The following is a 22,181-nucleotide window of genomic DNA, read 5'->3' as shown; positions in this document are numbered from 1 at the left end:
GATTAATATTTGAATTCTCCGAATTCGCTTTTAATTATCAGCTCCTTTTTATCGCTTTCCTCAATGCGTCCCACAATCTGAGCATCGATACCGAAGCTTTTGCTGATGGCGATTACCTCTTCGGCATGTTCGGGCGACAGGTATACTTCCAGACGGTGCCCCATATTGAATACTTTGTACATCTCTGCCCAGTCCGTGTTGCTCTCTTCCTTAATGGTCTTGAACAAAGGAGGAACGGGGAACAGATTATCCTTAATCACACGGCAGTTATCACCTATAAAGTGCAGCACCTTGGTCTGTGCCCCACCCGAGCAGTGTACCATACCATGAATATCTGCACGAAGCGCATCCAGCAACTTCTTCACTACCGGCGCATACGTGCGGGTAGGGGAGAGTACCAGCTTGCCTGCATCCAGCGGACTGCCTTCTACGGCATCCGTCAGCTTCAGACCGCCACTGTAAACCAGCTCTTCGGGCACTGCCTTATCATAACTTTCGGGATATTTCTCTGCCAGATATTTGGAGAATACGTCGTGGCGGGCAGAAGTAAGACCGTTGCTGCCCATACCGCCATTATATTCTTTTTCGTAAGTAGCCTGTCCGTAAGAAGCCATACCTACAATCACATCGCCCGGACGTATATTCGCATTGTCAATCACGTCGCTGCGCTTCATGCGGCAAGTCACGGTACTGTCTACGATAATGGTACGCACCAGGTCGCCCACGTCGGCATTTTCGCCGCCTGTGGCATATACGCCTACGCCCATCTCACGAAGTTCGGCGAGCAACTCGTCCGTACCGTTGATGATGGCGGAGATTACTTCGCCCGGAATCATCAACTTGTTTCGTCCGATGGTGGAAGACACCAGGATATTATCTACTGCACCTACGCAGAGCAGGTCGTCAATATTCATAATCAAGGCATCTTGTGCAATCCCTTTCCATACGGAGAGGTCACCGGTTTCTTTCCAGTACATATACGCCAGTGAAGATTTGGTTCCTGCACCGTCGGCATGCATGATGTTGCAATACTCCGGGTCGCCACCCAAAATGTCGGGGATGATTTTGCAGAAAGCTTGCGGGAAAATACCTTTGTCGATGTTCTTGATGGCATTGTGCACATCTTCTTTAGACGCGCTGACACCACGCATCATGTATCTTTGGTTACTCATGAGTTGATATGTTTTTTCAATTGAATGCGCAAAAGTAGCGATTATTTTGCTTATAGCCTTGAGTTTGCATAAGAAAATAGCCTAACTCTACTTCTTTGCTTTCAATCGCTCCCAAATTGTTTTCTTCCGGGACATTGCCATTAAGGCAGTCCCCATTAGGCAACAAGCGCAGCGCAGTTCTTGCTTGGAAAGTGTATTCAGATTATTCGTAATACTGGATAAGGGGTAATTCTCTTTAAAAAAAGAAAAAGCATCGGCCGAGTTTTCTAAGTCGGTTTTCATCTGGCAGGAGCAGGTAAGAGGTTCATCCATCGTGTTATAAGTTTTAAAGGGTTAGTCGTGTGTTCCTACTTCTCTAACTGTAAAAAAAAAGAGGCGTGGGAACTATTGGCATTATTATTCAACTCCAAGGCTCTGGTAAACCCGTCAAGAAAACAATAAGCAATAGCCCCACGCCAGAGTGTATATAACAAAGTTATACGCAACCCAGACGTGGAGACTTCCACTTATTATTCGCTCTTGCAAAAATTTACCAGACTTTAGAAGTTACGAATAATAAAATGATATCTCCAAATCGGAAAATATATCTCTTTCCTACGAAAGAAATACGCAACAAAGGTACACGTTTTTTTTGAAAAAGTATGTATAGAGTGAGGCAGAAATGAGCTATAATTTTTTTATAGCTAACCCTGCTGGAACAGTGACCTCTAAGCGAGGTAATCGTTACTGTTATTTTGCCAATGTCTTGCCATGGGCTTGGCAAACTTTTGCCATCAGGGTGGCAAGACTTTGCCATAGGCTTGGCAAAACTTTGCCAATGCAGTGGCAAAAGATGGCAAATTCTGAGCGTAAAAACAGCTTTAACTTGCTTTTTTTTCTTCCCTCCTGCAACTAATATTCAAAGCCGGCGTCTTATGTACAAAAGACTATCTTAAGATGGAACAGAATACGAAAGAAAAACAGTTCACTTTCCTTATCGTGGAATACAAACGAGTGATCTATAAAATCTGCTACATGTACGCTACGGATGGGGATAATTTTAAAGATCTCTATCAGGATGTCGTGATAAACCTTTGGCGGGGGGCGATGGGTATGAAGGAAAAGGCAAACCTTCTTCGTGGATTTATCGTGTAGGGCTGAACACCTGCATCTCCTTCTACCGTCAGCAGCAACGCCGGGGTGAGCATACTTCGCTCGATTCGTCCGTCCCGGCGGATGTGTCATCCGCCGTTCTTGAGTATTAGGATTTTTAATCTGTCTTCCAGTCTGATTCATGAAATAATGATATTTATATACAAAGAGTGTCTTGTGAGAAGACTGGTTTAATGCTTGTTATCAGCGAATTACGAAAAGTGGTATTCTTGTTGACAAGAAGTTAAGAGTTTGTCAACAGGAAGTTAACCCCGCTACCCTTTCCCGTATATTAGCGGATTACAAATCCTAATACTCTAATCATCGGATAACATATCCGATGGAGCGATGGAACGGAATTTCAACTAAAAAGTGTACCTTTATCCCGATGCCCGGCCAACACGGCCATGCGGCAGAAGCGGTCACGTTGCTCATCACTGCCAGCCGTCTGTGCGGCAGCAAACGCCGCATCTGCGGTCTTTCGTCTCCAAAAGCCGATGCCATACAGCAGCCCGCTCGCGAGGCAAAGCAGAATCACGCACAGAATATTCGCTTCCACTGCAAAATCAGATAGAACGGAATCGTGCCTGCAACTCCTGTATCTTCGACAAAAGTTGCTCAAATGTAACTTGCTCTCCATATATCATAGACTCCTGCATGGCTTTATAATCCTCCTGCCATACTTTCAGCACCTCTTCCGGTGGCAAAAGGACAATGCGTTTGCGTATATCGGGCGTGTAGTCCACATCCTTTATGGAGGTGAACACCTCCCGGTGATGATGGATAGTATTCCACAGCTCATCATCATGGACAGCATCTCTGGCAAACGGCTCGTCCATCATTTTCATCAGGTCGTAAAGATGGCGTGACTTGCGATTGGCAGTACGGCAACCATCGGTAGTAAACAGTTCATGGAGCAGAAACACCTTCTCCAAAAAAGTCTTTTCAGGTACGGCGGAGATAATATCAACATCAGCAAAGGTAGTATCTATCGTAGAATTTTCGCTTACCAACGACTTGATTTTAGCCTTGGCTGTCGGCTCAAACAGAGAGCGTGCTCCGATTTCCAACAGCACTTCGGATTGCAGATAATCCGGTGCGGCATTTCCGAAAACCGATTCGTAAGCGATATGCACTTTCCGAGGCTCCGGGTAAGTCGCGTCTCCTTCGCCGTCCGGATCTGCGGTTATCGTACAATAGTCGGCCAGCCCGTTCGCATGAATTGTATTCTGCAAGTCCACTGCAAAGACATCCTTGACAAACAGCGATGACGCCTTGCGCAATTTTTTTAGTTGTTTCTTCGTCAGATCGCCTTCCAAACCGAAGATGCCTCTGTCGATAGCAAGATCAATATCTTCCGAAAATCTCAAAATCAGGTTCCATATTTTACTCAATGATGATCCCCCTTTGAACACCAACTTGTCCGCATACGGGAGAGTATAGACTGCCTGAAGAATCCCCGTTACCCAAATATCCTTTTCTATCGCTTTAGGATCGTCGATGCCCAGGCGCAGACTGACTTGTTCATAGATGGTGCGACGTTTGTCTGCGGGAAGTTGAAGACAATTATTCATACGCTTTTAATATTATGGAGCGTATCCAGCCCGGAACCAATTTCAGATCCTCGGCGATTCGTTCTTTGGGTTCATTGGATAATAGTTGCTTGATTCGGTTGAGTTGTTCCTCGCTCACATTGCCCTGACCGAGCGTCTGAAGAGCGAAAGTAATCAGCATCATCAGTTCCGATTTGAAATCGAGCCGTTTGGGTACAACGTGCTTGAAGAGGATACCTCTACCGTTATAGATTTTTAATCTGCGGGGGGTGCCGTCGGTAAAATAAACTGCGTTCATCGGCACTTGTGTGGAAAGTCCGAGTTTGTTCAGTGCCGCGTCACCGGTCGGCACGATGCGACATTTGTCCCTTTGGGCAATGGCTTGGGCAACATCGTCCACGCTGGGGTACATGATACCGAAACCAAATTCGGTATCGACTTTCGGCTTGCAGTAAATCCCCCTCGCAAGACGGATAATCTTGCCGGACGTAGCTATACGTTCAAAAGCCTTGTTGATGGTCTTACGCTCTCCCATATCAGCGAAATCACTCGCAAACAATATAGTGCCGTACTTTCTCCTTTTTATCATATCAAGCACTTTATTTTCAATACTTTGTGATGCCATTTTTACCTTTGTTTTGTCGCCAAAAACATTTTTTTTGGCGACATATTCAATGCAAAAGTACAATATTTCGTGAGACAGCCAAAACAAATAGTCGTTTTTAAGTCGATTCCGTGTCCCGTCCCGGCGGATGTGTCATCCCCCGTTCTTGAGTATTAGGATTTTTAATCCGTCTTCCAGTCTGATTCATGAAATAATGATATTTATATACAAAGAGTATCTTGTGAGAAGACTGGTTTAATGCTTGTTATCAGCGAATTACAAAAAGTGGTATTCTTGTTGATAAGAAGTTAAGAGTTTGTCAACAGGAAGTTAACTCCTTGTCGACAAACTCTTAACTTCTTGTAAGCGGATAATTGGTGCTTTAGCATTTTATTTACAAACATTAAAGCTACCCCATGAATATTCTTGTTTTGAAGATTTGGGTTTACCTGTATTTTTTTCTTTCCCCTGCAACTAATTCCCAAATCGGGCGTCTTATGTAGAAAAGACTATCTTAAGATGGAACAGAATGCTAAAGAACAACACTTCACTTCTCTCATTGAAGAGTACAAAAGGGTGATTTATAAAATTTGCTATATGTATGCCACGGATGGAGATAATTTTAAAGACCTTTACCAAGATGTCGTAATAAACCTCTGGAAAGGTTTTGATAGCTATGAAGGCAAAGGCAAACCTTCTTCGTGGATTTACCGCGTGGGATTGAATACTTGTATCTCCTTCTACCGCCAGCAGCAACGCCGGGGCGAACATACTTCCTTGGATTCCCTCTACGGGCTGGAAGCAGAGGACAGTGAAACGACCCGACGCTTGAAAGAGATGTACCGTCTCATTGCGGGACTGGACAAGTTTGAACGTGCCGTCATCTTGCTGTGGCTGGATGAAAATTCTTATGAGGAGATTGCGGAGATTGTCGGAATGCCGCGCAACACTGTAGCTTCGAGACTGAAACGAATCAAGGATAAACTAACCAAACAAGCGAATAGCTAAATAAAGCGGATTATGGAACTGGAAGAATTGAAACAAAACTGGAATATAATGGAAGAAAGGCTGGGGCGTCTGGAAATGGAGCAGCACCAGCAACTGAATAAAACGGTAAACAGCAAAGTGAAGCAAGTGCGAGAGCGCGTATTGCGGCGAAGCTCGATTATAGTAATACTCTGTTTACCTATCCTTCTCTGGATTTCTGTTCATCAACATGGACTTAATTACAGCATACTGACGTGGATATTGTTGTTCTTGTTTATTGCTGTGATAATGGCTCGGCAACTTACGTGGATGTTACTACTAAGAAAGATAGATTGTCTGAAGATGACTGTACGTGAGGTATGTTTGACAGAAAGCCGTTTCAGAATGTCTTTCAAGGTAGGAATAGTTGTAAGTGTATTGTGTGCTATTCCCCTTCTAATAAGTATGATATGGGATATGTCTCAATTTGGTAACCGCTCTATGATAATAGGTCTGTGTACCGGACTTGTCGTCGGAGTGCTGATAGGAATCCGTTTATTCCTTAAGGCATGGAGTGGGATAAAGGAATTGCGGGAGGCAATAACGGATTTACAGTAGTAATCTTAAAAGAAAGTAAGTACCCCTTCCACTCTGGAAACTCGAATATAGCGGAGTTTCCGATGGGTGGAAGGGGTGCTTGTTTTATAGAACCGTTTGTAGCGGTTAGGAATTATTTATTTAAAACTGTACCTGCGGTGCTGTTTCAGCTCCTTCGGCAGCTTCAAAGTAAGCGCGTTTTTCGAAGCCGAACAGACTTGCAAGAATGTTCTTCGGGAAGCGACGAATGGCAGTATTGAAATTCTTCGCTGCATTGTTGAAGTTGGTACGTGCCACGTTGATACGGTTCTCTGTCCCTTCCAACTGAGCTTGCAGTTCCAGGAAATTCTGGTTGGCTTTCAGGTCAGGATAGTTCTCGGTGATGGCAAGCAGCTTGCCCAGTGCGGAAGTGACGGCACCTTGTGCTTTCTGATATTCAGCCAGCTTTTCGGGAGTCAGGTCGTTGGCATCTACTTTAATCTGAGTTGCTTGGCTGCGAGCCTGTACTACACCTTCCAGCGTTTCTTTTTCGTGAGATGCATATCCTTTTACTGTGCTGACCAGATTAGGAATCAAATCGGCACGGCGTTGATACTGTGTTTCAACATTCGACCATTGTCCGCTTACGTTTTCATCCATAGTTACCAGTCCGTTATAACCAGTGACGCCCCAAATGACGAGGAGTGCTAAAACAACAAGAATGATAATAGTTGACTTCTTCATACTTTTCTTTTATTAAATGATTATTATTAATTAGCTACAAGTTACGAGCTACAAGCTACGAGTTGCTGCGCTGTGATACCGAAAGGCACTTGTTGCTTGTAGCCCGTAGCTTGTCACTCTGAGAGTTTCAACTCTCAGAACCGGGAACCGGCGCCTCCGCCTCCTCCCATGCCTCCACCGAAGCTGCCTCCGCTGAAACCACCTCCGCCTCTGCCTCCGAAGCCTCCGCCACCGCCAAAGATGACCGGACCTCCTCCGCCACCGCCACGATAGTTTTCATCATATGATTGCTTACGGCGCACTACGCTGTGTCCGCAGTTGCGGCAAGTATAGGTGACGTCTTCCGTTTTCACTCCGTTGCGGCGTGAAACGACTTTACTTCCGGTACGTTGCAACTTGTGTTGTCCGCAGTTGGGGCATTTGCTTGCAGCACGTGCCGCAATCCAGCCTATCAGTCCGGCTACAACAAAGAAACCGATGACCGCCGCCAGAATACCAAAGAAAGAAAGGTCTTCTTCGTTTTCCGTATCGTTTACCATGCTGCCGTCCAGTCTGCCGCAAACGGCACGCACCCCTGCCACCATGCCGGCATCCCAGTTACCATCTTTCAGATAGGGAATCATATCCCGGGTCTGGATACGTTTGCAAATGGCATCAGGCAAGTCTCCTTCCAAGCCATAGCCTGTGTAGAACTGGATGCAACGCTGGTCTGTTACCAAGAGGATGACCAGACCGTTATTCTTGTCTTTCTTTCCCACACCCCACTCGTTGAGCAGTCGGTGCGCAAAGTCAAAACAATCTTCATTGCCGATGGAGGGAACCACGGCAACCACTGTTTCAATGCCCGTCTGTTGTTCCAGCGCATACAGCATACGGTCGATGCTGTCGCAGGCAGCCTGTGAGAGGATGTCGTCCGGATTGCAGACATAGCGCATTTTGTTTTGGAGATGTACTTTGGGGATATTGTCTGTAGTATAGACCTTCTGTGCCTGTATGGATAGAAGCAGGCATAGGAATAAACTGATGGAAATTAATCTTTTCATACTAATGTATTTGTAGGACGAAGATAGGAAAAATCACATCAATGGATGTATTTTCCTGTGAAATTCTTCACATGCTCGGTGTATTCCACCGGATAATCCTTGTAGGACATGGCGTGTGTGGCACCGGGAACGATCCACAATTCTTTGGGTTCCGACTTGGCTTCGTAAAGGGGATAGACCATCCAGGTGGGTACATACGTATCTGCATCACCGTGGATGAAGAACATCGGCAACTTACATTTCTTTACTTGATTCAGCGAAGAAGCCTCTTTGAAACTCCAGCCATACTTAGCATTGCATAACCAACTGGTGGTGTACATCAATGGGAAAGCGGGCAATCCGAACTGTCCTTTCAATTCGTAGGAGAATTCATCCCATACACTGGTATAACCGCAATCTTCCACAAAACATTTCACGAAAGGTTGTTGTGGTTCACCGGACACCATCATAGTTGTTGCAGCTCCCATAGAGATGCCATGTACTACCATCTGGGTGTTTCCGCCGTAAATATCGTTGGCAATATCCATCCAGCGTAGTACGTCCAAACGATCTTTCCACCCCATCTGTATGGCAGGGCCGCCACTCAGTCCCTGGTTTTGCAAGTCGGGCAGCAGGATGTTGTACTTTAAATCTTTGTTGTAGAGGTAACCTATCATCAGCATACGGATACAATCGTCCGTATAACCATGTACGATGACGGCAGTTTTGTTGGTAGGTTCAGGGGCGGCTGCATAAATGGCATGCAGTTGCACTCCTTCGGGGTTGATGATGAAGGTATCCCGCAAAGCGCCGACAGTCTGCAAACTGTCGAGCCAGGGCTTGATTTGCGGATACTCGCTGAGCATGTACTCGTAGGAGCCGGGAATGTCTTTCCCTTTGTTGTGATCCGGTCTCAGCGAATAGCTGAGCATATAGAAACTCGCGCCTACGAGGGCAACAATGATAACCACTAACAGTCCTAAAAGACCGTATCTGATACCTTTCTTCATCTTTCCTTCCTTTTTACTCTATTTGTTCCATATTTCCCAGGCAGCGAAAGCCTGTAACAGCAGCATCTCCAGTCCGTTTTTGGTGACGGCGCCGCGTGCCTCTCCTTTTTTCATGAAGAGAGTTTCGTTGGGATTATATAACAAATCGTAGAGCAAATGGTTGGGAGTTAATAGTTCATATGGTATGTTCGGGCAGAAATCCACTTTGGGATACATACCTACCGGTGTGCAGTTGACGATGACTGTATATGCCTGCATGACTTCCGGTGTCAGTTCTTCATAAGTAAGGTATTCAGGTCCTTTTTTGGTACGCGATACGAATATACCTTCGATGCCCAGATTGGCAAGGCCGTGGAATACGGCTTTGGATGCGCCGCCTGTGCCCAGAATCAATGCCTTCTTGTGATGAGGTTGCAGCAAAGGCTCAATGGACTGTGTGAATCCGATGATGTCCGAATTGTAGCCGACGAGCTTAACTTTCCCTTTCGGCTGGCGGATGATTTTGATGACATTGACTGCACCTATTTTGGCGGTGTCTTTGTCCAACTCGTCAAGGTAAGGGATGACTTGTTCCTTATAAGGAATGGTCACGTTGAGTCCGCAGAGGTTGGAATTTTCCCCTATGACTTCCATAAAATCGTTGATGCTGGGTATTTCAAAGTTCACGTATTCAGCATCGATATTTTCCGATTTGAATTTCTCATTGAAATATCCGATAGAAAACGAATGTTTCAGCGGATAGCCTATTAAACCATATTTCTGCATAATTCTCTTAGTGTGCTAACGTTAATAATATTCTATTTAGTTGCAGTGTACAAAGTGCATATACCAAACGTCAGCCTCCGGAAGTTTACCTGGCTGAAACCTGCCTTGCGGATAACTTCCTGCATCACTTCGCCTTGCGGGAAAGCACGGATGCTTTGGGGAAGGTAGGTGTAGGCACTGTTGTCTTTTGACAGGCATTTGCCGAGCAGGGGGATAACTACTTTAGAGTAGATGGTGAAGAGCTGTTTCATCGGGAAACGGTCCGGCGTAGAGAGTTCCAGAATGACGAGATGTCCTCCGGGATTCAGTACGCGACACATTTCCGCCAGCCCCTTGTCCAGTCCTTCGAAGTTGCGGATACCGAACGCTACGGTTACGGCATCAAACGTTTCATCGGCAAATGAGAGAGAGGTGCAATCCTCCCGGGCAAAGGAAATCTTGTCCGAGAGGTGCGCCTGTTTTACTTTTTCACGCCCCACGTTCATCATTCCCTCCGAGATGTCGGTACCTATCAGTTCGTCGGGCTGCAACTCTCGGCAAGCGAGGATGGCAAAGTCACCTGTACCGGTGGCAACGTCCATGATGCGCTTCGGCTGGAAAGGCTTTAACCATTTGATTGCTTTCCGGCGCCAACTGCGATCGATGCCAAGCGAAAGGGTATGGTTCAGCTTGTCATAGGCAGGAGCAATGTTGTCGAACATTTCTTCTACCTGTTCACTCTTCTTTCCGTCCTCTCCGTAGGGTTTGATATGTTCCTGGGGATAATCCATTAGATAAATTAAAAATTAAAAATTGAAAATTAAAAAAGGAAAGCCGGGATGCGTTATGATGACGTATGACAGCTTTTAATTTTTAATTATTCATTTAAAAACGTGGTAACGTTTTTGCTTATGCGTTCTGCAATGTTGCTCGTATCTTCTTTTACGAATTTCTCACCTGTGATGTGCTCGTACAATTCGATATAACGTTCGCTGATAGAAGCTACGATTTCGTCTGTCATTTTAGGAACCTGCTGTCCTTCTTTGCCTTGGAAACCATTGTCCATCAACCATTCGCGTACGAACTCCTTGGAAAGCTGCTTCTGTGCTTCGCCTTTTTCAAAGCGTTCTTGATAACCTTCGGTGTAGAAGTAACGGCTGGAGTCCGGAGTGTGAATCTCGTCCATCAGGTAGATGGTACCGTTATGTTTACCGAATTCATACTTCGTGTCTACCAGAATCAAACCGCGTTCTGCTGCGATTTCTGTTCCTCTTTTGAAGAGGGCCATGGTATATTTCTCTAATATAGCGTACTCTTCGGGAGTAGCCAGACCTTTAGCAAGGATTTCTTCTTTTGAAATGTCTGCGTCGTGTTCACCGATTTCAGCTTTCGTAGTCGGAGTGATGATGGGTTCGGGGAATTTCTGGTTTTCCTTCATTCCTTCGGGCAACTTTACACCACAGATTTCGCGTACACCGCTTTTGTAGGTACGCCATGCGCTACCGCAAAGATAACCGCGTACAATCATTTCGATGGGGAAACCTTCGCACATCACACCTACCGTTACCATCGGGTCGGGGGTGGCTGTCTTCCAGTTGGGGCAGATGTCGGTAGTGGCATCCAGAAACTTGGCTGCAATCTGGTTCAGCATTTGTCCTTTGAAAGGAATGCCTTTCGGCAAAACAACGTCGAATGCAGAGATACGGTCGGTTGCTACCATGACCAGTTTTTCACCATTGATGTTATAAACATCGCGTACTTTTCCATGGTACACACTTTTCTGTCCCGGAAAATTAAAATCTGTTTTTGTTAATGCTTTCATATTATAGTTCTTTAGCTACGAGCTACAAGCTACAAGAGGCTGCGCTCGTATTGTTTATTTTTAATGAGTTAATTAAGCCACAAGTCATTCTTATTATTTCATTCAAAGCATTTGAACTGTTATTATATTCTTCAAGAGTTATGTAATGTAACCTTTCCGAAATAATAAGAAATGTTTCCAGTTCGCTTGCTGAACCTAAAGATATATATAGGAATTGTATAAATTCCGCCTTATTCTTTCTGCCTGACCCTTCAGCTATATTGGCAGGGATTGATGTGGCACACCTTCTGATTTGGTTAGTCATGGCATACAACTCCTCTTTAGGGTATTGCTTGGTTAAACTATAGACAAGCATTACTAAATCAATACTTTTTTGCCAGATTTTCAAATCTTTATGTGTCTTTATTTCTCCCATTACATTGTTTTCTTTTCACTACTAACCACTGTTTCTTTACTTGTAGCTCGTAGCTTGTCTCTTGTAGCTGTTTCAAACTTTTCGTAGGCATCTACGATGCGAGTCACTAATTGATGGCGTACTATATCTTTCTTATTCAGCTCTACAAAGCTGATACCTTTTACACCTTTCAGGATACGTAGCGCTTGCACTAATCCCGATGTCTGGGAAGATGGCAAGTCTATCTGCGTCATGTCGCCAGTTACGATCATCTTGGTATTCATGCCCATACGGGTAAGAAACATCTTGATTTGTTGGGTAGTAGTGTTTTGCGCCTCATCCAGAATCACGACTGCATCATTCAGTGTGCGTCCGCGCATGAAGGCGAGGGGAGCAATCTGGATAATGTTCAGTTCCATATATTCTTTCAGTTTGGCTGCCGGAATCATATCTTGCAAGGCGTCGTATAGCGGTTGCAAATAGGGGTCTATCTTATCCTTCATGTCGCCGGGAAGGAAACCGAGCTTTTCACCGGCTTCTACGGCAGGGCGGCTGAGGATGATTTTTTTTATCTCTTTATTTTTAAGGGCACGTACGGCAAGGGCAATGGCGGTGTATGTCTTTCCTGAACCGGCAGGACCGATGGCAAACACCATGTCATTCTTGGCAAAGCCTTCCACCAGTTTCATCTGGTTCTCGCTACGGGGGATAATTGGTTTGCCCGTTACGCTGAATACGATGACATTGCCCGATTTTTCCGCTTGTGGTGCATTCCCTTTGATGATGTCGATGATAACCTCTTCCTTCAACGAGTTGTATTCGGCGCAGTACTTTTCCAGTTTGGTGATATTTTCTTCGAATGCGCACATTTCTTCCTCGTCTCCCAATACTTTGATGACATTGCCGCGTGCAACAATGCGTAGTTTGGGGTACAAAGCTTTTATCAGTTGCATGTTGGCGTTATTTACGCCATAAAAGATAACCGGGTCGATATCCTCGAGAACAATCAGTTTTTCTATCATTGAATTGTTTATAAGTTCATGTCGTTTTATAAGTAAAACAGTTGCAAATTTAGTGAAACGTTTGGATACTTAGGTAGTTCCGGCTGTTTTTTTTGTTGCAGGCTTCACGATGACCTTATTTCCATTCTTGGTGCAATGAATACATTCTTTGCGGAGTGTTCTTTCTTTGAAATCGAAAATGAGATTGGGATTAAAATGCTGGCCATTGATGCGGGTTTCGAAGTGCAGGTGTTCGGTGCTTGCGCGGCCGGTGCGTCCGGTCAGTGCGATGGCTTGTCCGGCTTTTACGACATCACCGCTTTGTACGAGATTCTTGAAGTTATGGCTGTATATGGTTTCCAGTCCCGAAGGGTGGCGTACGACGATAACGTTGCCATAAGCACTATAGGGCTTTGACATCCGTACAACACCGTCGAAGGCACTGCGTATGGTATCTTTGGCACAAGTCTTGATGTCTATGCCGGAGTGGCGACCTCCTCCGCGTCCATACGGAGAGATTACTTTTCCTCCGGGAAGTGGAAAGCAATAGGCGGTATCGGGTATTTGTTCCAGATGCAATTCTAATAACTTATTGTTGGCAAAAAGCTCTGGTGTGGCAACGCGGATATGGTTGATTTCCATTTGAGTGAAACTCGGCTTTTCTTCCGGTGGAGTGATGGACAATAGTACAGATAATAATAAATAGAGTATGTTCATGGTTTAAGGCTTAGCTTTTATTCGAAATAGATGATTTCTCCTCCGTCGGATGATGCGTACTTTTTTAATAACTCTTGAATCATTCCGGCAGCTTCGCGCAAACCTTCCTGTCCGCTGTAACCATTCACAATGGCAAGGATATGTCTGGTGCCCAAATCCATCTTGGTACGTTCATGGTCGCTGGTAGGAGTACCGATGCCGCCAATGGCATCACGGTAAACGGGAAGTCCCTCGATATTCAGCACACCGCGTCCGATGCCTTCGAAAGGTTCTTCAGCACGGCCTACTCCCAGCTCAAGGTTGTTTCCCTGTATCTTGTCTGCATCGAAGCCACCGATGGAATAACCTGTACGTAGCGAAACCAGATTAATCAGGTCCACCAGTGTGTCTATCTGATAAAGGTCTATTCCGCGCATCAACCGGCGGCGTAAGGCCTCGGCAGAAGGACGGTAACGGCTAGGGTCTTTGCCACAGCGTTTATAGGCCTCTCGGGTGGCTGCAATAGCGGGTTGCAGCTTGATGTCTTCGGGTTGGGTGGTAGAAGTCAGCTCTTTGGTGAAGGCATTGATTTCTTCCCAAAGTCCTTCACGAAAAGCGGTGTTGATGACTTCGGCATAAATAGCTGCACCCTTAAATATGGGGCAGGCGTTCTTTATTTCTTCTGATACGGTAATGTTGTACATATATTCAAATCTTTATCATTATCCCCGACAGTATACGTCCGGACTTAATGCCCAGCCGTCTTGCCGAGAAAAACTCTTCATGCTTCATATAAGTGCATATCCCCGATGTTTCTATCTGTTCTCCGGGTACTCCGAAGTCGAGCAATTGTATCCTGTTTGCAGCCCACAGGTCAATGTGGTGCTTATGTGTCTCCGGTTTCCATTCCGAAATGTAATCCATGGCAAAACCATTCATGCGGAAAGCTTCGTACACTTCTTCGCCTACTTCAAAAGAGGGTAAGGAGATGCCGGGACCGATACAGGCTATCACATCTTTTCCATCTGTGCCGTAAAGTGCCCGCATTCTGTCGAGTGTATGTCCGGCTATGTAATTCACCGTTCCCCGCCAACCGGCATGGGCGGCAGCTACAACTTGGTTCTTGCGGTCGTAAAACAAGATGGGAATACAATCTGCCGTAGAAATGCAGATGCAGCAACCCGGTTCGCGGGTTATCAGTGCATCCACTCCTTGAAGCATCGCAGTACGTTCTTCATTGGGAGCTTGCAGATATGTCTCGTCAATAACGAAAACGTTTGTGCTGTGCGTTTGAAAAGGAATAACCAATTCTTTCGGCAGTTGAGGCATGGAACTGCAAAGCAATTCCTGATTGCGACGGATACAGTCCGCATCATCTCCAGTGTAAGGCGTGCAGTTGAAGGAGGCATAATTCTCTTCACTGAAACCTCCCCGGCGGGTAGTTGCAAAACAAAAAATGTTGGAGTACGGTGTCATAACCCCGTATCCCAACATTCTTTTATCTTCTGTCAAAGCAATCATTGCTTGTCATCCTCCCAGTCTTCCTCCTCGTACTCAAAGTCTTCCAGGTCTTCTACATCCTCGTCATCTTCTACGTATTCATAGCTGAGATCTTCGTCTTCACCCATGGCTTTCAGTTCTTCCTGGAGTTTGCTCACATCTTTCGGACGGTGAACGATAGTTTCTATCTTGTTGCTGTCCTTATTCAGTTCTTCCCAAAGAATATCTTTCAGTACGGAAAGTCCCATACCGGTAATGGAAGAAATGAATACATGCGGAACGTTTGCAGGGAGTGTAGGCTCTATTTCGTCCATCAATTCCTGGTCGAGCATATCGCTCTTGGTGATGGCGAGTACCCGTTGTTTGTCCAGCATTTCAGGGTTGAAAGTGCTTAGTTCGTTCAGCAGGATTTCGTATTCTTTACGGATGTCGTCACTATCGGCAGGCACCATGAAAAGCAACAGAGAGTTACGCTCGATGTGTCGCAGAAAGCGCAACCCTAACCCTTTTCCGGCACTGGCCCCTTCGATGATACCGGGAATGTCCGCCATGACGAATGATTTACCGTCACGATAGGAGACAATGCCCAGATTAGGCTCCAGGGTGGTAAAAGGATAATTGGCTATCTTGGGTTTGGCGGCAGATACGGAAGCCAGCAAGGTTGATTTTCCGGCATTCGGGAAACCTACCAGACCTACGTCTGCCAGGAGTTTTAACTCCATGATTACGGTCATTTCCTGCATCGGTTCGCCCGGCTGTGCAAAGCGGGGAGCCTGACGGGTAGCTGTCTTGAAGTGGCTGTTGCCCTGACCGCCACGTCCACCTTTCAGTAAGATTACTTCTTGTCCGTGCTCAGTGACGTCACAGATGTATTCACCCGTCTCGGCATTGTAAACTACCGTGCCGCAAGGAACTTCAATCACTTTGTCTTCCCCATCCTTACCGAAACTACGGTTTTTGGAACCGGATTCTCCGTGTCCTGCCAACGCATGGCGTTCATAACGCAAATGCAGCAATGTCCAGTAGTTACGGTTACCGCGCAGGATGATATGACCTCCTCGTCCTCCGTCACCTCCGTCGGGGCCGCCATTGGGTATGTATTTCTCACGCCTCATGTGCGTAGAGCCTCGTCCGCCCTTTCCGGAGCGGCAATATATCTTTACGTAGTCAACAAAATTCGATTCAGCCATTTCTTTCCTTACGATTGATTTAAAAATACTTATTTTCTTTTTCGATGCAAAAGTAACGATTCTCCAAGACTACCTCAAACTTTTTTATTCCTTTTTATTTATTAATCCATAGCGGAGGGTATTTCTAACTTATTTTTAGCACTACTCGTCTATAAACGGTAAGTGCCGGAGTTGCTTCATCCGTCAATTCTAAAATGATATGTATGTTTTTGCCCGCAGCATCAGCAGGAATATGTACTTTGCATTTTTCCGTATTATCTCCTTCTATTTTTACTTCACCTTTGTAGCTGCTTGGCTCAGTATAAACACTCCACTTGTATATCAGTTTGTTACCATCAGGATCAGTAGAACCGTCGGCATCTAAAACCATGGAATTTCCGGCTTTTGCCTTTTTAAAAATGCATTTTAGTGAACGGTCTCCATCAAGTACTGCATGCGGATGATGATTCGCCGCTTTATAATCATCGGTTGTAGTCCACAACATACGTGCTGCAAAATTATTCCAAATATGCTGTTTCCATTTGTTGATGGCGGCACAGCCCTCTTTGCAGCTTCCATGCATGTAATAAGGGTCATATTGTGTTTCATCTTTTCCGCTACGTACTATAAAATCCATACCTCGTATGCCGCTTGTCTTTTGATTGGAGAAACGGCCTCCCCAGCTTCCATATTCAAGTGAGTCGGGTACATTCAAACCATTAGCATATACGTAAAAGAAAGAAGGTGAGTCTCCTTCCGCTACCCAAATTCTGTTAGGGTAGTGCTTGCCCAATGGCTGATGACTTTGAATATTCTGCTTAATCCATTGATCTGAAGGGGCCCAACCGTATACTTCTTTGTTTCTGATATATACTATTTCCGGGAAGTTCTTTGCTATCCAAGCCCCGGCATCGTCTTGCCCCAGGATATCATATATGCGAATTTTTGCAGTAAATTTCTTAAGTTCTTTTTCACTACGTGTATGCTTCACTTTCCATAAGGCTTGTGCTATCGTATTCATTCCACCCCAAGCTGCAAGCCATACGGGCCGCGGATCCTTTTTTTTATCAACTACCGAGATTATCAGTTCTGATCCCGGTGAATCTTTGCCTTGACCTACTCCGGTCATATTAGAGAAAGGTTGCCCTCGTTTTATAATTGCCCGTAATTGATTCAAGCTGGGATATCCTTCTGCATGTTTATTCAAGCGAGGAAGAACTTCTCCGAATTGTTCTACTACTTCTGAAATTTTAGCTGTTTTATCAGGGTCGTCCATCCATACTTGTGAACTGATTAGTCCTTCAATGTCGATTACATTTGAGCATAATAACAAGTGTATCATTGACTGGATATCATCCGGATCAGTTCCCCCTAAATCAGTGGTTACAATCAGTCGATGTTTTTCTTCTTTAGCAACTTGCGCCTCTGAATAGAGGCTCCATGTTGTAAGAAAGAAAAAGAAGAAAAGTACTTTTTTCATGGCATTTAAAGATTATTTTTGCAAATTTACCACCAAAATGTGAATAACACTCTCTATATTTATATACGAATATAATGAATTCCGAGAAATGCTACTGTTTTGATAAGTTCCGTGAGGAATTTAAACCTTATGGACTTACATGTGAGACATGGGTACCCCGTGTTATGCCCAGATACGATAGGCATAATGAAATAGAGATAAATTACCTGTCTCAAGGGAATATCACTTACTTGCGACACAACGAGAAAATGACGATACCCAATAGACGGTTTACGATATTCTGGGGACTTATTCCTCACCAAATAATTCATTATGAAAATGTAGAAAAGTATTATGTATGTACCATTCCTTTTGCACATTTTTTATCCTGGAAGCTTCCGGCACAGTTTGTAGACAGCTTGCTCAGAGGAGATATTCTATATGAACAAACAGATGAATATTCTCAATATGATGAGTTCTTACTAAATAATTGGTTGAAGGATAGCGGTGTTAATATGCAATCGGATCTTATTTTGTTAGAAATGCAGGCCAGAATCACTCGTATGGCTCATCATTTACGGTCTTCAGATGACGGTATAGCATTGGCTTCATATCAAACGACACTTATCGAAAAAATAACCATATATCTCACTAAGAATTATTGTAATAATATTAAAGCCAACGATATTGGTAATGCAGTAGCTCTGCATCCTGATTATGCCAATCATATATTTAAGAAGGCATTTGGTACTACAATAAGCGACTATATTGCTGAGTTAAGAATAGCCCATGCACAACGTAAATTACTGACTACCGATATGAGCATTACCGACATTGCATACGAATGTGGATTCAATTCTATAGCTCGGTTTAATGCTACATTCTTTAAGAAAATCCAATGTACCCCGCGTGAATATAAAAAGAAGATCATGAAGTAGTTTCCTGTTATTTTAGGGCAGACGGTAGAAGAACAAAGCGCGGTAATATCATTTTCATGGGTATTACCGCGCTTCTAAATTATGATTGTGTAGCTTTACTTTACAGCGTCGATCGCAGCGCAAACGTCAGCAAAAATATCTTCCAATGCACCTTGTCCTTTGATGTGCTGGTATTGTCCTTCCTGTTTGTACCAGTCAATCAGCGGAGAAGTCTGTGAATGATAAACAAGAAGACGTTTCTTGATAGTCTCTTCGTTGTCATCGGCACGACCGGAATCCTTACCACGTTTGATGAGGCGTGTCATCAGTTCTTCTTCGGGTACATCCAGGTCAAGCATAATGCTTACTCCCTGATTTCTTTCAGCAAGCATTTTCTTCAGAGCTTCTGCTTGTGCAATCGTACGGGGGAAACCGTCGAAGATTACACCTTTGCTGTCTTCGAAGCTATCGAATACACTTGCAAGGATATCAATCATCAGTTCGTCAGGGATCAACTGACCTTGATCGATATAACTTTTAGCTGTTTTGCCCAGTTCTGTGCCGTTCTTGATTTCTGCACGCAACACGTCACCGGTTGAGATGTGGTTAATACCGTACTTTTCTACGATTTTCTCACTTTGTGTTCCCTTGCCTGAACCGGGAGCACCGAAAATTACAATGTTCAACATTTGTGATTTACAATTTAACTGTTACTTATATATACCTAATTCAAATTCCTTTTTAATCCACTACTGTATAAATATCTGCATAATTGCGTCCAAAACCGTCATAATCCAATCCGTAACCTACGATGAAGTCATTGGGGATTTCCATAGCTACGTATTCGATATTCAAATCTACTTTCAACTTATCCGGTTTCACCAGCAGAGAAGCTATGTGGATTTCTTTCGGATTGCGTGTACCCAGAGTTTCCAACAGACGTTGCATGGTCAGTCCCGTATCTACAATATCTTCCACAATTACTACTGTGCGGTCTGTGAGGTCTTCGGTGATACCGATGACTTCCTTGATGGTTCCGGTAGAGGACACACCTTGATAAGAAGCCAGTTTCACGAAAGAAATCTCGCAAGGAATGGTGATAAGCTTCATTAAGTCAGCGGTAAACATGAACGAACCGTTCAAAACGCTGAGAAACAGAGGATTTTTTCCTGCCAGGTCACAGTTGATTTCATTCGCAACGCGGGCTACTTCTTTCAGAATATCCTGTTCCTTGATGGAGACAGTGAACTTTTTGTCTTTTATTTGTATGGTGTCCATAAGGGATAGATTTTAAAAATTGGCACAAAAATACGATTTTATTCCACTCCATGCATCATCTTCTGTAATTTCTTTGAGAGCAGGAAGAGGATAAGAGAGGCAACGCCGGACATAATAACGAATACCATGAAGAAGTCGAACATGTTTTCAATAGGGTATCCAAGCAAGGTTTTCACCTTTCCGGCTTCGGGATAAAGGCCAGTAAGAGTGCCTGCGAATTTATTGGCTGTGGCCATAGAAAGATACCAGATACCCATCATCAGCGAAGCAAAACGGAGCGGAGTCAGTTTGTTTACCATAGATAGTCCGATGGGAGAGAGGCATATCTCGCCCATGGTATGGATAAAGTATAGTCCTGTCAGCCAGATAAGGCTGACTTTTATGCCCGGTTGCACATCTTTCACTCCGAAGCAGATGACCAGATAGCCTAAAGAAAGTAATAATAAACCGATAGCTTGTTTCGTGGGAGAAGCAGGTTCCACACCCCGTTTGTTGAGGAATCCCCATATCCCCGGCATGATTGCAGCCAGAACCACTACAAAGAACGGATTGAAAGACTGTATCCATGAAGCAGGCATTTCCCAGCCGAGGATGACACGGTTGGTTTGTTCCGATGCAAAGAGTGTTAGTGAGGCGCCCGCCTGTTCGTAGGCTGCCCAGAAGAAGATGACGAAAAAGGCAATGATGTAGATGACAAAGATGCGACTACGTTCTATCTTGGTGAGCGAACCATCCAGCAGGATGCTGACAGGGAATACAATACAAGCGGTAAAGATGCCGATGCTGAACCAATCATTGCCAAAACACCAATAAAAGAAGGTGGCAAGAGCAATGGTTAATACTGCGAGAAGCAGGTAATTACGGGTTTTCTTATCTTTATCTATTGCAGTTTGTTGAGCAGTTTTGCTCTCTTTGCGGTATTCACGCTTGGCATCCGGTATAATGCCTAGTTGCTGTCCGTCAGGGCCGATCAGATATTTATTCTTCTGCGTTTGGAATAGAATAACTGTAAATACGGTAACGATTGCCGCAATCAGGAATCCCCATTTGAAGTCATTCGGATCACCTGTTTCACCGAAATAACCACAAACTAACGGGGCAAAGAAAGAACCGACATTCACTCCCATATAAAATATGGTATAAGCGGAGTCCAATCGCTTGTCTCCCGGTTCGTAGAGTTGCCCCACCAATGTTGTTACGGTAGGTTTGAAACAGCCGTTTCCCAATATGAGAAAGGCGAGTCCGCCATACATCAGCCAGTGGGAGAGCTCTTTCGTATCCAGCATCGAGGCGCTGAAGAACATCAGGAATTGTCCCACTGCCATCATCATCGCTCCCCAGAATACGGAGCGGCGTATTCCCCAGTATTTATCAGCAATATATCCGCCGATAAGTGGCGTCAGATAGACCATTCCGGTGTAGCTGCCGTAGATGGAAGCTGCATGCTCCTTGTCGAACAGGAGTGCCTGGGTTAAAAACAGGATGAAGATAGCCCGCATACCATAATAGCTGAAACGTTCTGCCGTGCTGGTAGCGAAGATGAGGTAAAGACCTTTGGGGTGTTTGGATGTACTCATTAGAATATTTGCCTTTCGTGTTAATAATTCCTTATTATCAGGCAAAAGTAGGGAATATTTTTAAGATATGGCTTTACATTGAGTTAGAAAATATACCTTTGTTGAGTTTCTATTAACATAAAATAAGTATGGAAGATTTGATAAATGCGCGTTGCGGTTGGGCTGGAACAGACGAACTGTACATAAAATACCATGATGAGGAATGGGGTAATCTTGTTACGGATGATAAAACCCTGTTTGAGTTTCTTGTACTCGAAAGTGCCCAGGCGGGGCTATCTTGGATTACTATCCTCCGAAAGCGTGAAGGATACCGGGAAGCTTTTCACCACTTTGATGTGCAGAAAGTAGCGCAAATGACATCAGAAGATATTGAGCGATTGATGAAATTTGATGGAATCGTCAAAAACCGGTTGAAAATCAATAGCACTATCAATAATGCGAAACTATTTATGGCTATTCAGCAGGAGTTTGGCAGTTTCTACGAGTACATCTTGTCATTCTTTCCACAACAGCCACCTATGCTCAACAACTTCAAGACCCTGAGCCAGATTCCCGCCACATCTCCCGAGTCGGATGCTATGAGCAAGGACATGAAAAAGCGAGGCTTCAAGTTCTTTGGCTCCACTATCTGCTATGCTTTTTTGCAGGCGGCAGGCTTTGTGAACGACCATTTGGAAGACTGTTTCTGTAAAGCAACTAAAATTGAAATTAAGCCCTGATTCAAAATTACTTTGATATATCAGAATTGCTTTGTTAGTATCCGTCATCCTGAGCGTAGTCGAAGGATCTCTTCTCCTACTTGTGTAGCGCAGCTTTGTGTCACAGAGAGTAGATCCTTCGACTACG

Annotated in this window: 25 protein-coding genes; 5 read left to right on the top strand and 20 right to left on the bottom strand. The window is 44.6% G+C overall.

Going from position 1 to position 22,181, the window contains the following annotated elements; translation table 11 throughout:
- Nucleotides 1-2: 2 nt before the first annotated feature.
- Together QZ135_RS16885 and QZ135_RS16880 are read right to left on the bottom strand one after the other, a co-directional pair.
- On the bottom strand, nucleotides 3-1,172 hold the full coding sequence (locus QZ135_RS16885; RefSeq protein ID WP_294611859.1) for an AIR synthase-related protein: 1,170 nt from the start codon (nucleotides 1,170-1,172) through the stop codon (nucleotides 3-5).
- Between the two features lie 87 nt (nucleotides 1,173-1,259).
- Nucleotides 1,260-1,484, bottom strand: coding sequence for a hypothetical protein (locus tag QZ135_RS16880; RefSeq protein WP_294611857.1), 225 nt, complete (start codon nucleotides 1,482-1,484; stop codon nucleotides 1,260-1,262).
- 624 nt (nucleotides 1,485-2,108) lie between these two features.
- On the opposite strand from QZ135_RS16880, the gene QZ135_RS16875 reads away from it, so the two are divergent.
- Nucleotides 2,109-2,306, top strand: a complete 198-nt coding sequence (locus tag QZ135_RS16875) for a sigma factor (RefSeq protein ID WP_294611855.1) — start codon at nucleotides 2,109-2,111, stop codon at nucleotides 2,304-2,306.
- Between the two features lie 563 nt (nucleotides 2,307-2,869).
- Here the strand turns inward: QZ135_RS16875 and QZ135_RS16865 are convergent.
- Together QZ135_RS16865 and QZ135_RS16860 are read right to left on the bottom strand one after the other, a co-directional pair.
- Nucleotides 2,870-3,877 carry a nucleotidyl transferase AbiEii/AbiGii toxin family protein gene (locus tag QZ135_RS16865; RefSeq protein WP_294611851.1) on the bottom strand — a complete coding sequence of 336 codons (1,008 nt, stop codon included), beginning with the start codon at nucleotides 3,875-3,877 and terminating at the stop codon, nucleotides 2,870-2,872.
- A complete protein-coding gene (locus tag QZ135_RS16860) occupies nucleotides 3,870-4,481 on the bottom strand; it encodes a DUF6088 family protein (protein ID WP_294611850.1) in 612 nt (203 codons plus the stop codon). The genes QZ135_RS16865 and QZ135_RS16860 overlap by 8 nt, the downstream gene beginning before the upstream one ends.
- 498 nt (nucleotides 4,482-4,979) lie before the next feature.
- Here QZ135_RS16860 and QZ135_RS16855 point away from each other — a divergent pair, with 498 nt between their 5' ends.
- Together QZ135_RS16855 and QZ135_RS16850 are read left to right on the top strand one after the other, a co-directional pair.
- Nucleotides 4,980-5,468, top strand: coding sequence for a sigma-70 family RNA polymerase sigma factor (locus QZ135_RS16855; RefSeq protein ID WP_294611848.1), 489 nt, complete (start codon nucleotides 4,980-4,982; stop codon nucleotides 5,466-5,468).
- A gap of 12 nt (nucleotides 5,469-5,480) precedes the next feature.
- Nucleotides 5,481-6,044 carry a hypothetical protein gene (locus QZ135_RS16850; protein WP_294611846.1) on the top strand — a complete coding sequence of 188 codons (564 nt, stop codon included), beginning with the start codon at nucleotides 5,481-5,483 and terminating at the stop codon, nucleotides 6,042-6,044.
- A 120-nt stretch (nucleotides 6,045-6,164) separates the two neighbouring features.
- On the opposite strand, the gene QZ135_RS16845 is transcribed toward QZ135_RS16850, so the two are convergent.
- The 13 genes from QZ135_RS16845 to QZ135_RS16785 all read right to left on the bottom strand — a co-directional run bounded on the left by QZ135_RS16845 (nucleotide 6,165) and on the right by QZ135_RS16785 (nucleotide 17,584).
- Nucleotides 6,165-6,746 (bottom strand): LemA family protein, encoded by a 582-nt coding sequence (locus QZ135_RS16845; RefSeq protein WP_294611844.1) that lies wholly within the window; start codon nucleotides 6,744-6,746, stop codon nucleotides 6,165-6,167.
- A 134-nt stretch (nucleotides 6,747-6,880) separates the two neighbouring features.
- Nucleotides 6,881-7,789 (bottom strand): TPM domain-containing protein, encoded by a 909-nt coding sequence (locus QZ135_RS16840; RefSeq protein WP_294611842.1) that lies wholly within the window; start codon nucleotides 7,787-7,789, stop codon nucleotides 6,881-6,883.
- Nucleotides 7,790-7,827: 38 nt separating this feature from the next.
- Nucleotides 7,828-8,778 carry an alpha/beta hydrolase gene (locus QZ135_RS16835; RefSeq protein WP_294611840.1) on the bottom strand — a complete coding sequence of 317 codons (951 nt, stop codon included), beginning with the start codon at nucleotides 8,776-8,778 and terminating at the stop codon, nucleotides 7,828-7,830.
- Between the two features lie 18 nt (nucleotides 8,779-8,796).
- Entirely contained in the window at nucleotides 8,797-9,543 is a 747-nt protein-coding gene (locus QZ135_RS16830) for a shikimate dehydrogenase (protein WP_294611838.1), read from the bottom strand.
- Between the two features lie 32 nt (nucleotides 9,544-9,575).
- Nucleotides 9,576-10,313, bottom strand: coding sequence for a bifunctional demethylmenaquinone methyltransferase/2-methoxy-6-polyprenyl-1,4-benzoquinol methylase UbiE (ubiE, locus tag QZ135_RS16825; protein WP_294611836.1), 738 nt, complete (start codon nucleotides 10,311-10,313; stop codon nucleotides 9,576-9,578).
- An 86-nt stretch (nucleotides 10,314-10,399) separates the two neighbouring features.
- Nucleotides 10,400-11,344 carry a phosphoribosylaminoimidazolesuccinocarboxamide synthase gene (locus tag QZ135_RS16820; protein ID WP_294611834.1) on the bottom strand — a complete coding sequence of 315 codons (945 nt, stop codon included), beginning with the start codon at nucleotides 11,342-11,344 and terminating at the stop codon, nucleotides 10,400-10,402.
- A 22-nt stretch (nucleotides 11,345-11,366) separates the two neighbouring features.
- The gene (locus QZ135_RS16815; protein WP_294611832.1) at nucleotides 11,367-11,759 is read right to left on the bottom strand and encodes a four helix bundle protein; all 393 of its coding nucleotides are present in this window, start codon (nucleotides 11,757-11,759) and stop codon (nucleotides 11,367-11,369) included.
- The gene (locus QZ135_RS16810; protein WP_294611829.1) at nucleotides 11,759-12,760 is read right to left on the bottom strand and encodes a PhoH family protein; all 1,002 of its coding nucleotides are present in this window, start codon (nucleotides 12,758-12,760) and stop codon (nucleotides 11,759-11,761) included. The genes QZ135_RS16815 and QZ135_RS16810 overlap by 1 nt, the downstream gene beginning before the upstream one ends.
- 69 nt (nucleotides 12,761-12,829) lie before the next feature.
- A complete protein-coding gene (locus QZ135_RS16805) occupies nucleotides 12,830-13,456 on the bottom strand; it encodes a M23 family metallopeptidase (protein WP_294611826.1) in 627 nt (208 codons plus the stop codon).
- A 17-nt stretch (nucleotides 13,457-13,473) separates the two neighbouring features.
- Nucleotides 13,474-14,139, bottom strand: a complete 666-nt coding sequence (locus QZ135_RS16800) for a phenylalanine--tRNA ligase beta subunit-related protein (protein WP_294611823.1) — start codon at nucleotides 14,137-14,139, stop codon at nucleotides 13,474-13,476.
- Nucleotides 14,140-14,143: 4 nt separating this feature from the next.
- Nucleotides 14,144-14,956 (bottom strand): peptidoglycan editing factor PgeF, encoded by an 813-nt coding sequence (pgeF, locus tag QZ135_RS16795; protein WP_294611820.1) that lies wholly within the window; start codon nucleotides 14,954-14,956, stop codon nucleotides 14,144-14,146.
- The gene (gene obgE, locus QZ135_RS16790; protein ID WP_294611817.1) at nucleotides 14,953-16,125 is read right to left on the bottom strand and encodes a GTPase ObgE; all 1,173 of its coding nucleotides are present in this window, start codon (nucleotides 16,123-16,125) and stop codon (nucleotides 14,953-14,955) included. Before obgE ends, pgeF begins: the two co-directional genes overlap by 4 nt.
- A 124-nt stretch (nucleotides 16,126-16,249) precedes the next feature.
- On the bottom strand, nucleotides 16,250-17,584 hold the full coding sequence (locus QZ135_RS16785; protein WP_294611814.1) for a DUF1593 domain-containing protein: 1,335 nt from the start codon (nucleotides 17,582-17,584) through the stop codon (nucleotides 16,250-16,252).
- A gap of 248 nt (nucleotides 17,585-17,832) precedes the next feature.
- On the opposite strand from QZ135_RS16785, the gene QZ135_RS16780 reads away from it, so the two are divergent.
- Nucleotides 17,833-18,501 (top strand): helix-turn-helix domain-containing protein, encoded by a 669-nt coding sequence (locus QZ135_RS16780; RefSeq protein ID WP_294611811.1) that lies wholly within the window; start codon nucleotides 17,833-17,835, stop codon nucleotides 18,499-18,501.
- Nucleotides 18,502-18,596: 95 nt separating this feature from the next.
- On the opposite strand, the gene QZ135_RS16775 is transcribed toward QZ135_RS16780, so the two are convergent.
- The 3 genes from QZ135_RS16775 to QZ135_RS16765 are packed head-to-tail and all read right to left on the bottom strand — an operon-like array spanning nucleotide 18,597 to nucleotide 21,335.
- Nucleotides 18,597-19,169 (bottom strand): adenylate kinase, encoded by a 573-nt coding sequence (locus tag QZ135_RS16775; protein ID WP_294611808.1) that lies wholly within the window; start codon nucleotides 19,167-19,169, stop codon nucleotides 18,597-18,599.
- 52 nt (nucleotides 19,170-19,221) lie between these two features.
- Nucleotides 19,222-19,758, bottom strand: a complete 537-nt coding sequence (gene hpt / locus QZ135_RS16770; RefSeq protein ID WP_294611805.1) for a hypoxanthine phosphoribosyltransferase — start codon at nucleotides 19,756-19,758, stop codon at nucleotides 19,222-19,224.
- A gap of 38 nt (nucleotides 19,759-19,796) precedes the next feature.
- A complete protein-coding gene (locus tag QZ135_RS16765; protein WP_294611802.1) occupies nucleotides 19,797-21,335 on the bottom strand; it encodes a peptide MFS transporter in 1,539 nt (512 codons plus the stop codon).
- Between the two features lie 128 nt (nucleotides 21,336-21,463).
- Here QZ135_RS16765 and QZ135_RS16760 point away from each other — a divergent pair, with 128 nt between their 5' ends.
- Nucleotides 21,464-22,054 carry a DNA-3-methyladenine glycosylase I gene (locus QZ135_RS16760; RefSeq protein ID WP_294611800.1) on the top strand — a complete coding sequence of 197 codons (591 nt, stop codon included), beginning with the start codon at nucleotides 21,464-21,466 and terminating at the stop codon, nucleotides 22,052-22,054.
- The last annotated feature ends 127 nt before the right edge of the window (nucleotides 22,055-22,181 follow it).

The sequence above is a fragment of the uncultured Bacteroides sp. genome, assembly GCF_905207245.1.
Lineage (GTDB): Bacteria > Bacteroidota > Bacteroidia > Bacteroidales > Bacteroidaceae > Bacteroides.
This window is presented reverse-complemented; position numbering and strand designations above follow the sequence as displayed.

Excerpts from the sequence above, each read along its gene's own strand:
- QZ135_RS16865 (WP_294611851.1), bottom strand. The coding sequence starts at position 3,877 with ATGAATAATTGTCTTCAACTTCCCGCAGACAAACGTCGCACCATCTAT.
- QZ135_RS16840 (WP_294611842.1), bottom strand. The coding sequence starts at position 7,789 with ATGAAAAGATTAATTTCCATCAGTTTATTCCTATGCCTGCTTCTATCC.
- QZ135_RS16860 (WP_294611850.1), bottom strand. The coding sequence starts at position 4,481 with ATGGCATCACAAAGTATTGAAAATAAAGTGCTTGATATGATAAAAAGG.
- QZ135_RS16875 (WP_294611855.1), top strand. The coding sequence starts at position 2,109 with ATGGAACAGAATACGAAAGAAAAACAGTTCACTTTCCTTATCGTGGAA.
- QZ135_RS16885 (WP_294611859.1), bottom strand. The coding sequence starts at position 1,172 with ATGAGTAACCAAAGATACATGATGCGTGGTGTCAGCGCGTCTAAAGAA.
- ubiE (WP_294611836.1), bottom strand. The coding sequence starts at position 10,313 with ATGGATTATCCCCAGGAACATATCAAACCCTACGGAGAGGACGGAAAG.
- QZ135_RS16780 (WP_294611811.1), top strand. The coding sequence starts at position 17,833 with ATGACGATACCCAATAGACGGTTTACGATATTCTGGGGACTTATTCCT.
- QZ135_RS16810 (WP_294611829.1), bottom strand. The coding sequence starts at position 12,760 with ATGATAGAAAAACTGATTGTTCTCGAGGATATCGACCCGGTTATCTTT.
- QZ135_RS16805 (WP_294611826.1), bottom strand. The coding sequence starts at position 13,456 with ATGAACATACTCTATTTATTATTATCTGTACTATTGTCCATCACTCCA.
- QZ135_RS16765 (WP_294611802.1), bottom strand. The coding sequence starts at position 21,335 with ATGAGTACATCCAAACACCCCAAAGGTCTTTACCTCATCTTCGCTACC.
- QZ135_RS16800 (WP_294611823.1), bottom strand. The coding sequence starts at position 14,139 with ATGTACAACATTACCGTATCAGAAGAAATAAAGAACGCCTGCCCCATA.
- QZ135_RS16845 (WP_294611844.1), bottom strand. The coding sequence starts at position 6,746 with ATGAAGAAGTCAACTATTATCATTCTTGTTGTTTTAGCACTCCTCGTC.
- QZ135_RS16880 (WP_294611857.1), bottom strand. The coding sequence starts at position 1,484 with ATGGATGAACCTCTTACCTGCTCCTGCCAGATGAAAACCGACTTAGAA.
- QZ135_RS16830 (WP_294611838.1), bottom strand. The coding sequence starts at position 9,543 with ATGCAGAAATATGGTTTAATAGGCTATCCGCTGAAACATTCGTTTTCT.
- hpt (WP_294611805.1), bottom strand. The coding sequence starts at position 19,758 with ATGGACACCATACAAATAAAAGACAAAAAGTTCACTGTCTCCATCAAG.
- QZ135_RS16760 (WP_294611800.1), top strand. The coding sequence starts at position 21,464 with ATGGAAGATTTGATAAATGCGCGTTGCGGTTGGGCTGGAACAGACGAA.
- pgeF (WP_294611820.1), bottom strand. The coding sequence starts at position 14,956 with ATGATTGCTTTGACAGAAGATAAAAGAATGTTGGGATACGGGGTTATG.
- QZ135_RS16785 (WP_294611814.1), bottom strand. The coding sequence starts at position 17,584 with ATGAAAAAAGTACTTTTCTTCTTTTTCTTTCTTACAACATGGAGCCTC.
- QZ135_RS16850 (WP_294611846.1), top strand. The coding sequence starts at position 5,481 with ATGGAACTGGAAGAATTGAAACAAAACTGGAATATAATGGAAGAAAGG.
- QZ135_RS16835 (WP_294611840.1), bottom strand. The coding sequence starts at position 8,778 with ATGAAGAAAGGTATCAGATACGGTCTTTTAGGACTGTTAGTGGTTATC.
- QZ135_RS16775 (WP_294611808.1), bottom strand. The coding sequence starts at position 19,169 with ATGTTGAACATTGTAATTTTCGGTGCTCCCGGTTCAGGCAAGGGAACA.
- QZ135_RS16855 (WP_294611848.1), top strand. The coding sequence starts at position 4,980 with ATGGAACAGAATGCTAAAGAACAACACTTCACTTCTCTCATTGAAGAG.
- QZ135_RS16815 (WP_294611832.1), bottom strand. The coding sequence starts at position 11,759 with ATGGGAGAAATAAAGACACATAAAGATTTGAAAATCTGGCAAAAAAGT.
- QZ135_RS16820 (WP_294611834.1), bottom strand. The coding sequence starts at position 11,344 with ATGAAAGCATTAACAAAAACAGATTTTAATTTTCCGGGACAGAAAAGT.
- obgE (WP_294611817.1), bottom strand. The coding sequence starts at position 16,125 with ATGGCTGAATCGAATTTTGTTGACTACGTAAAGATATATTGCCGCTCC.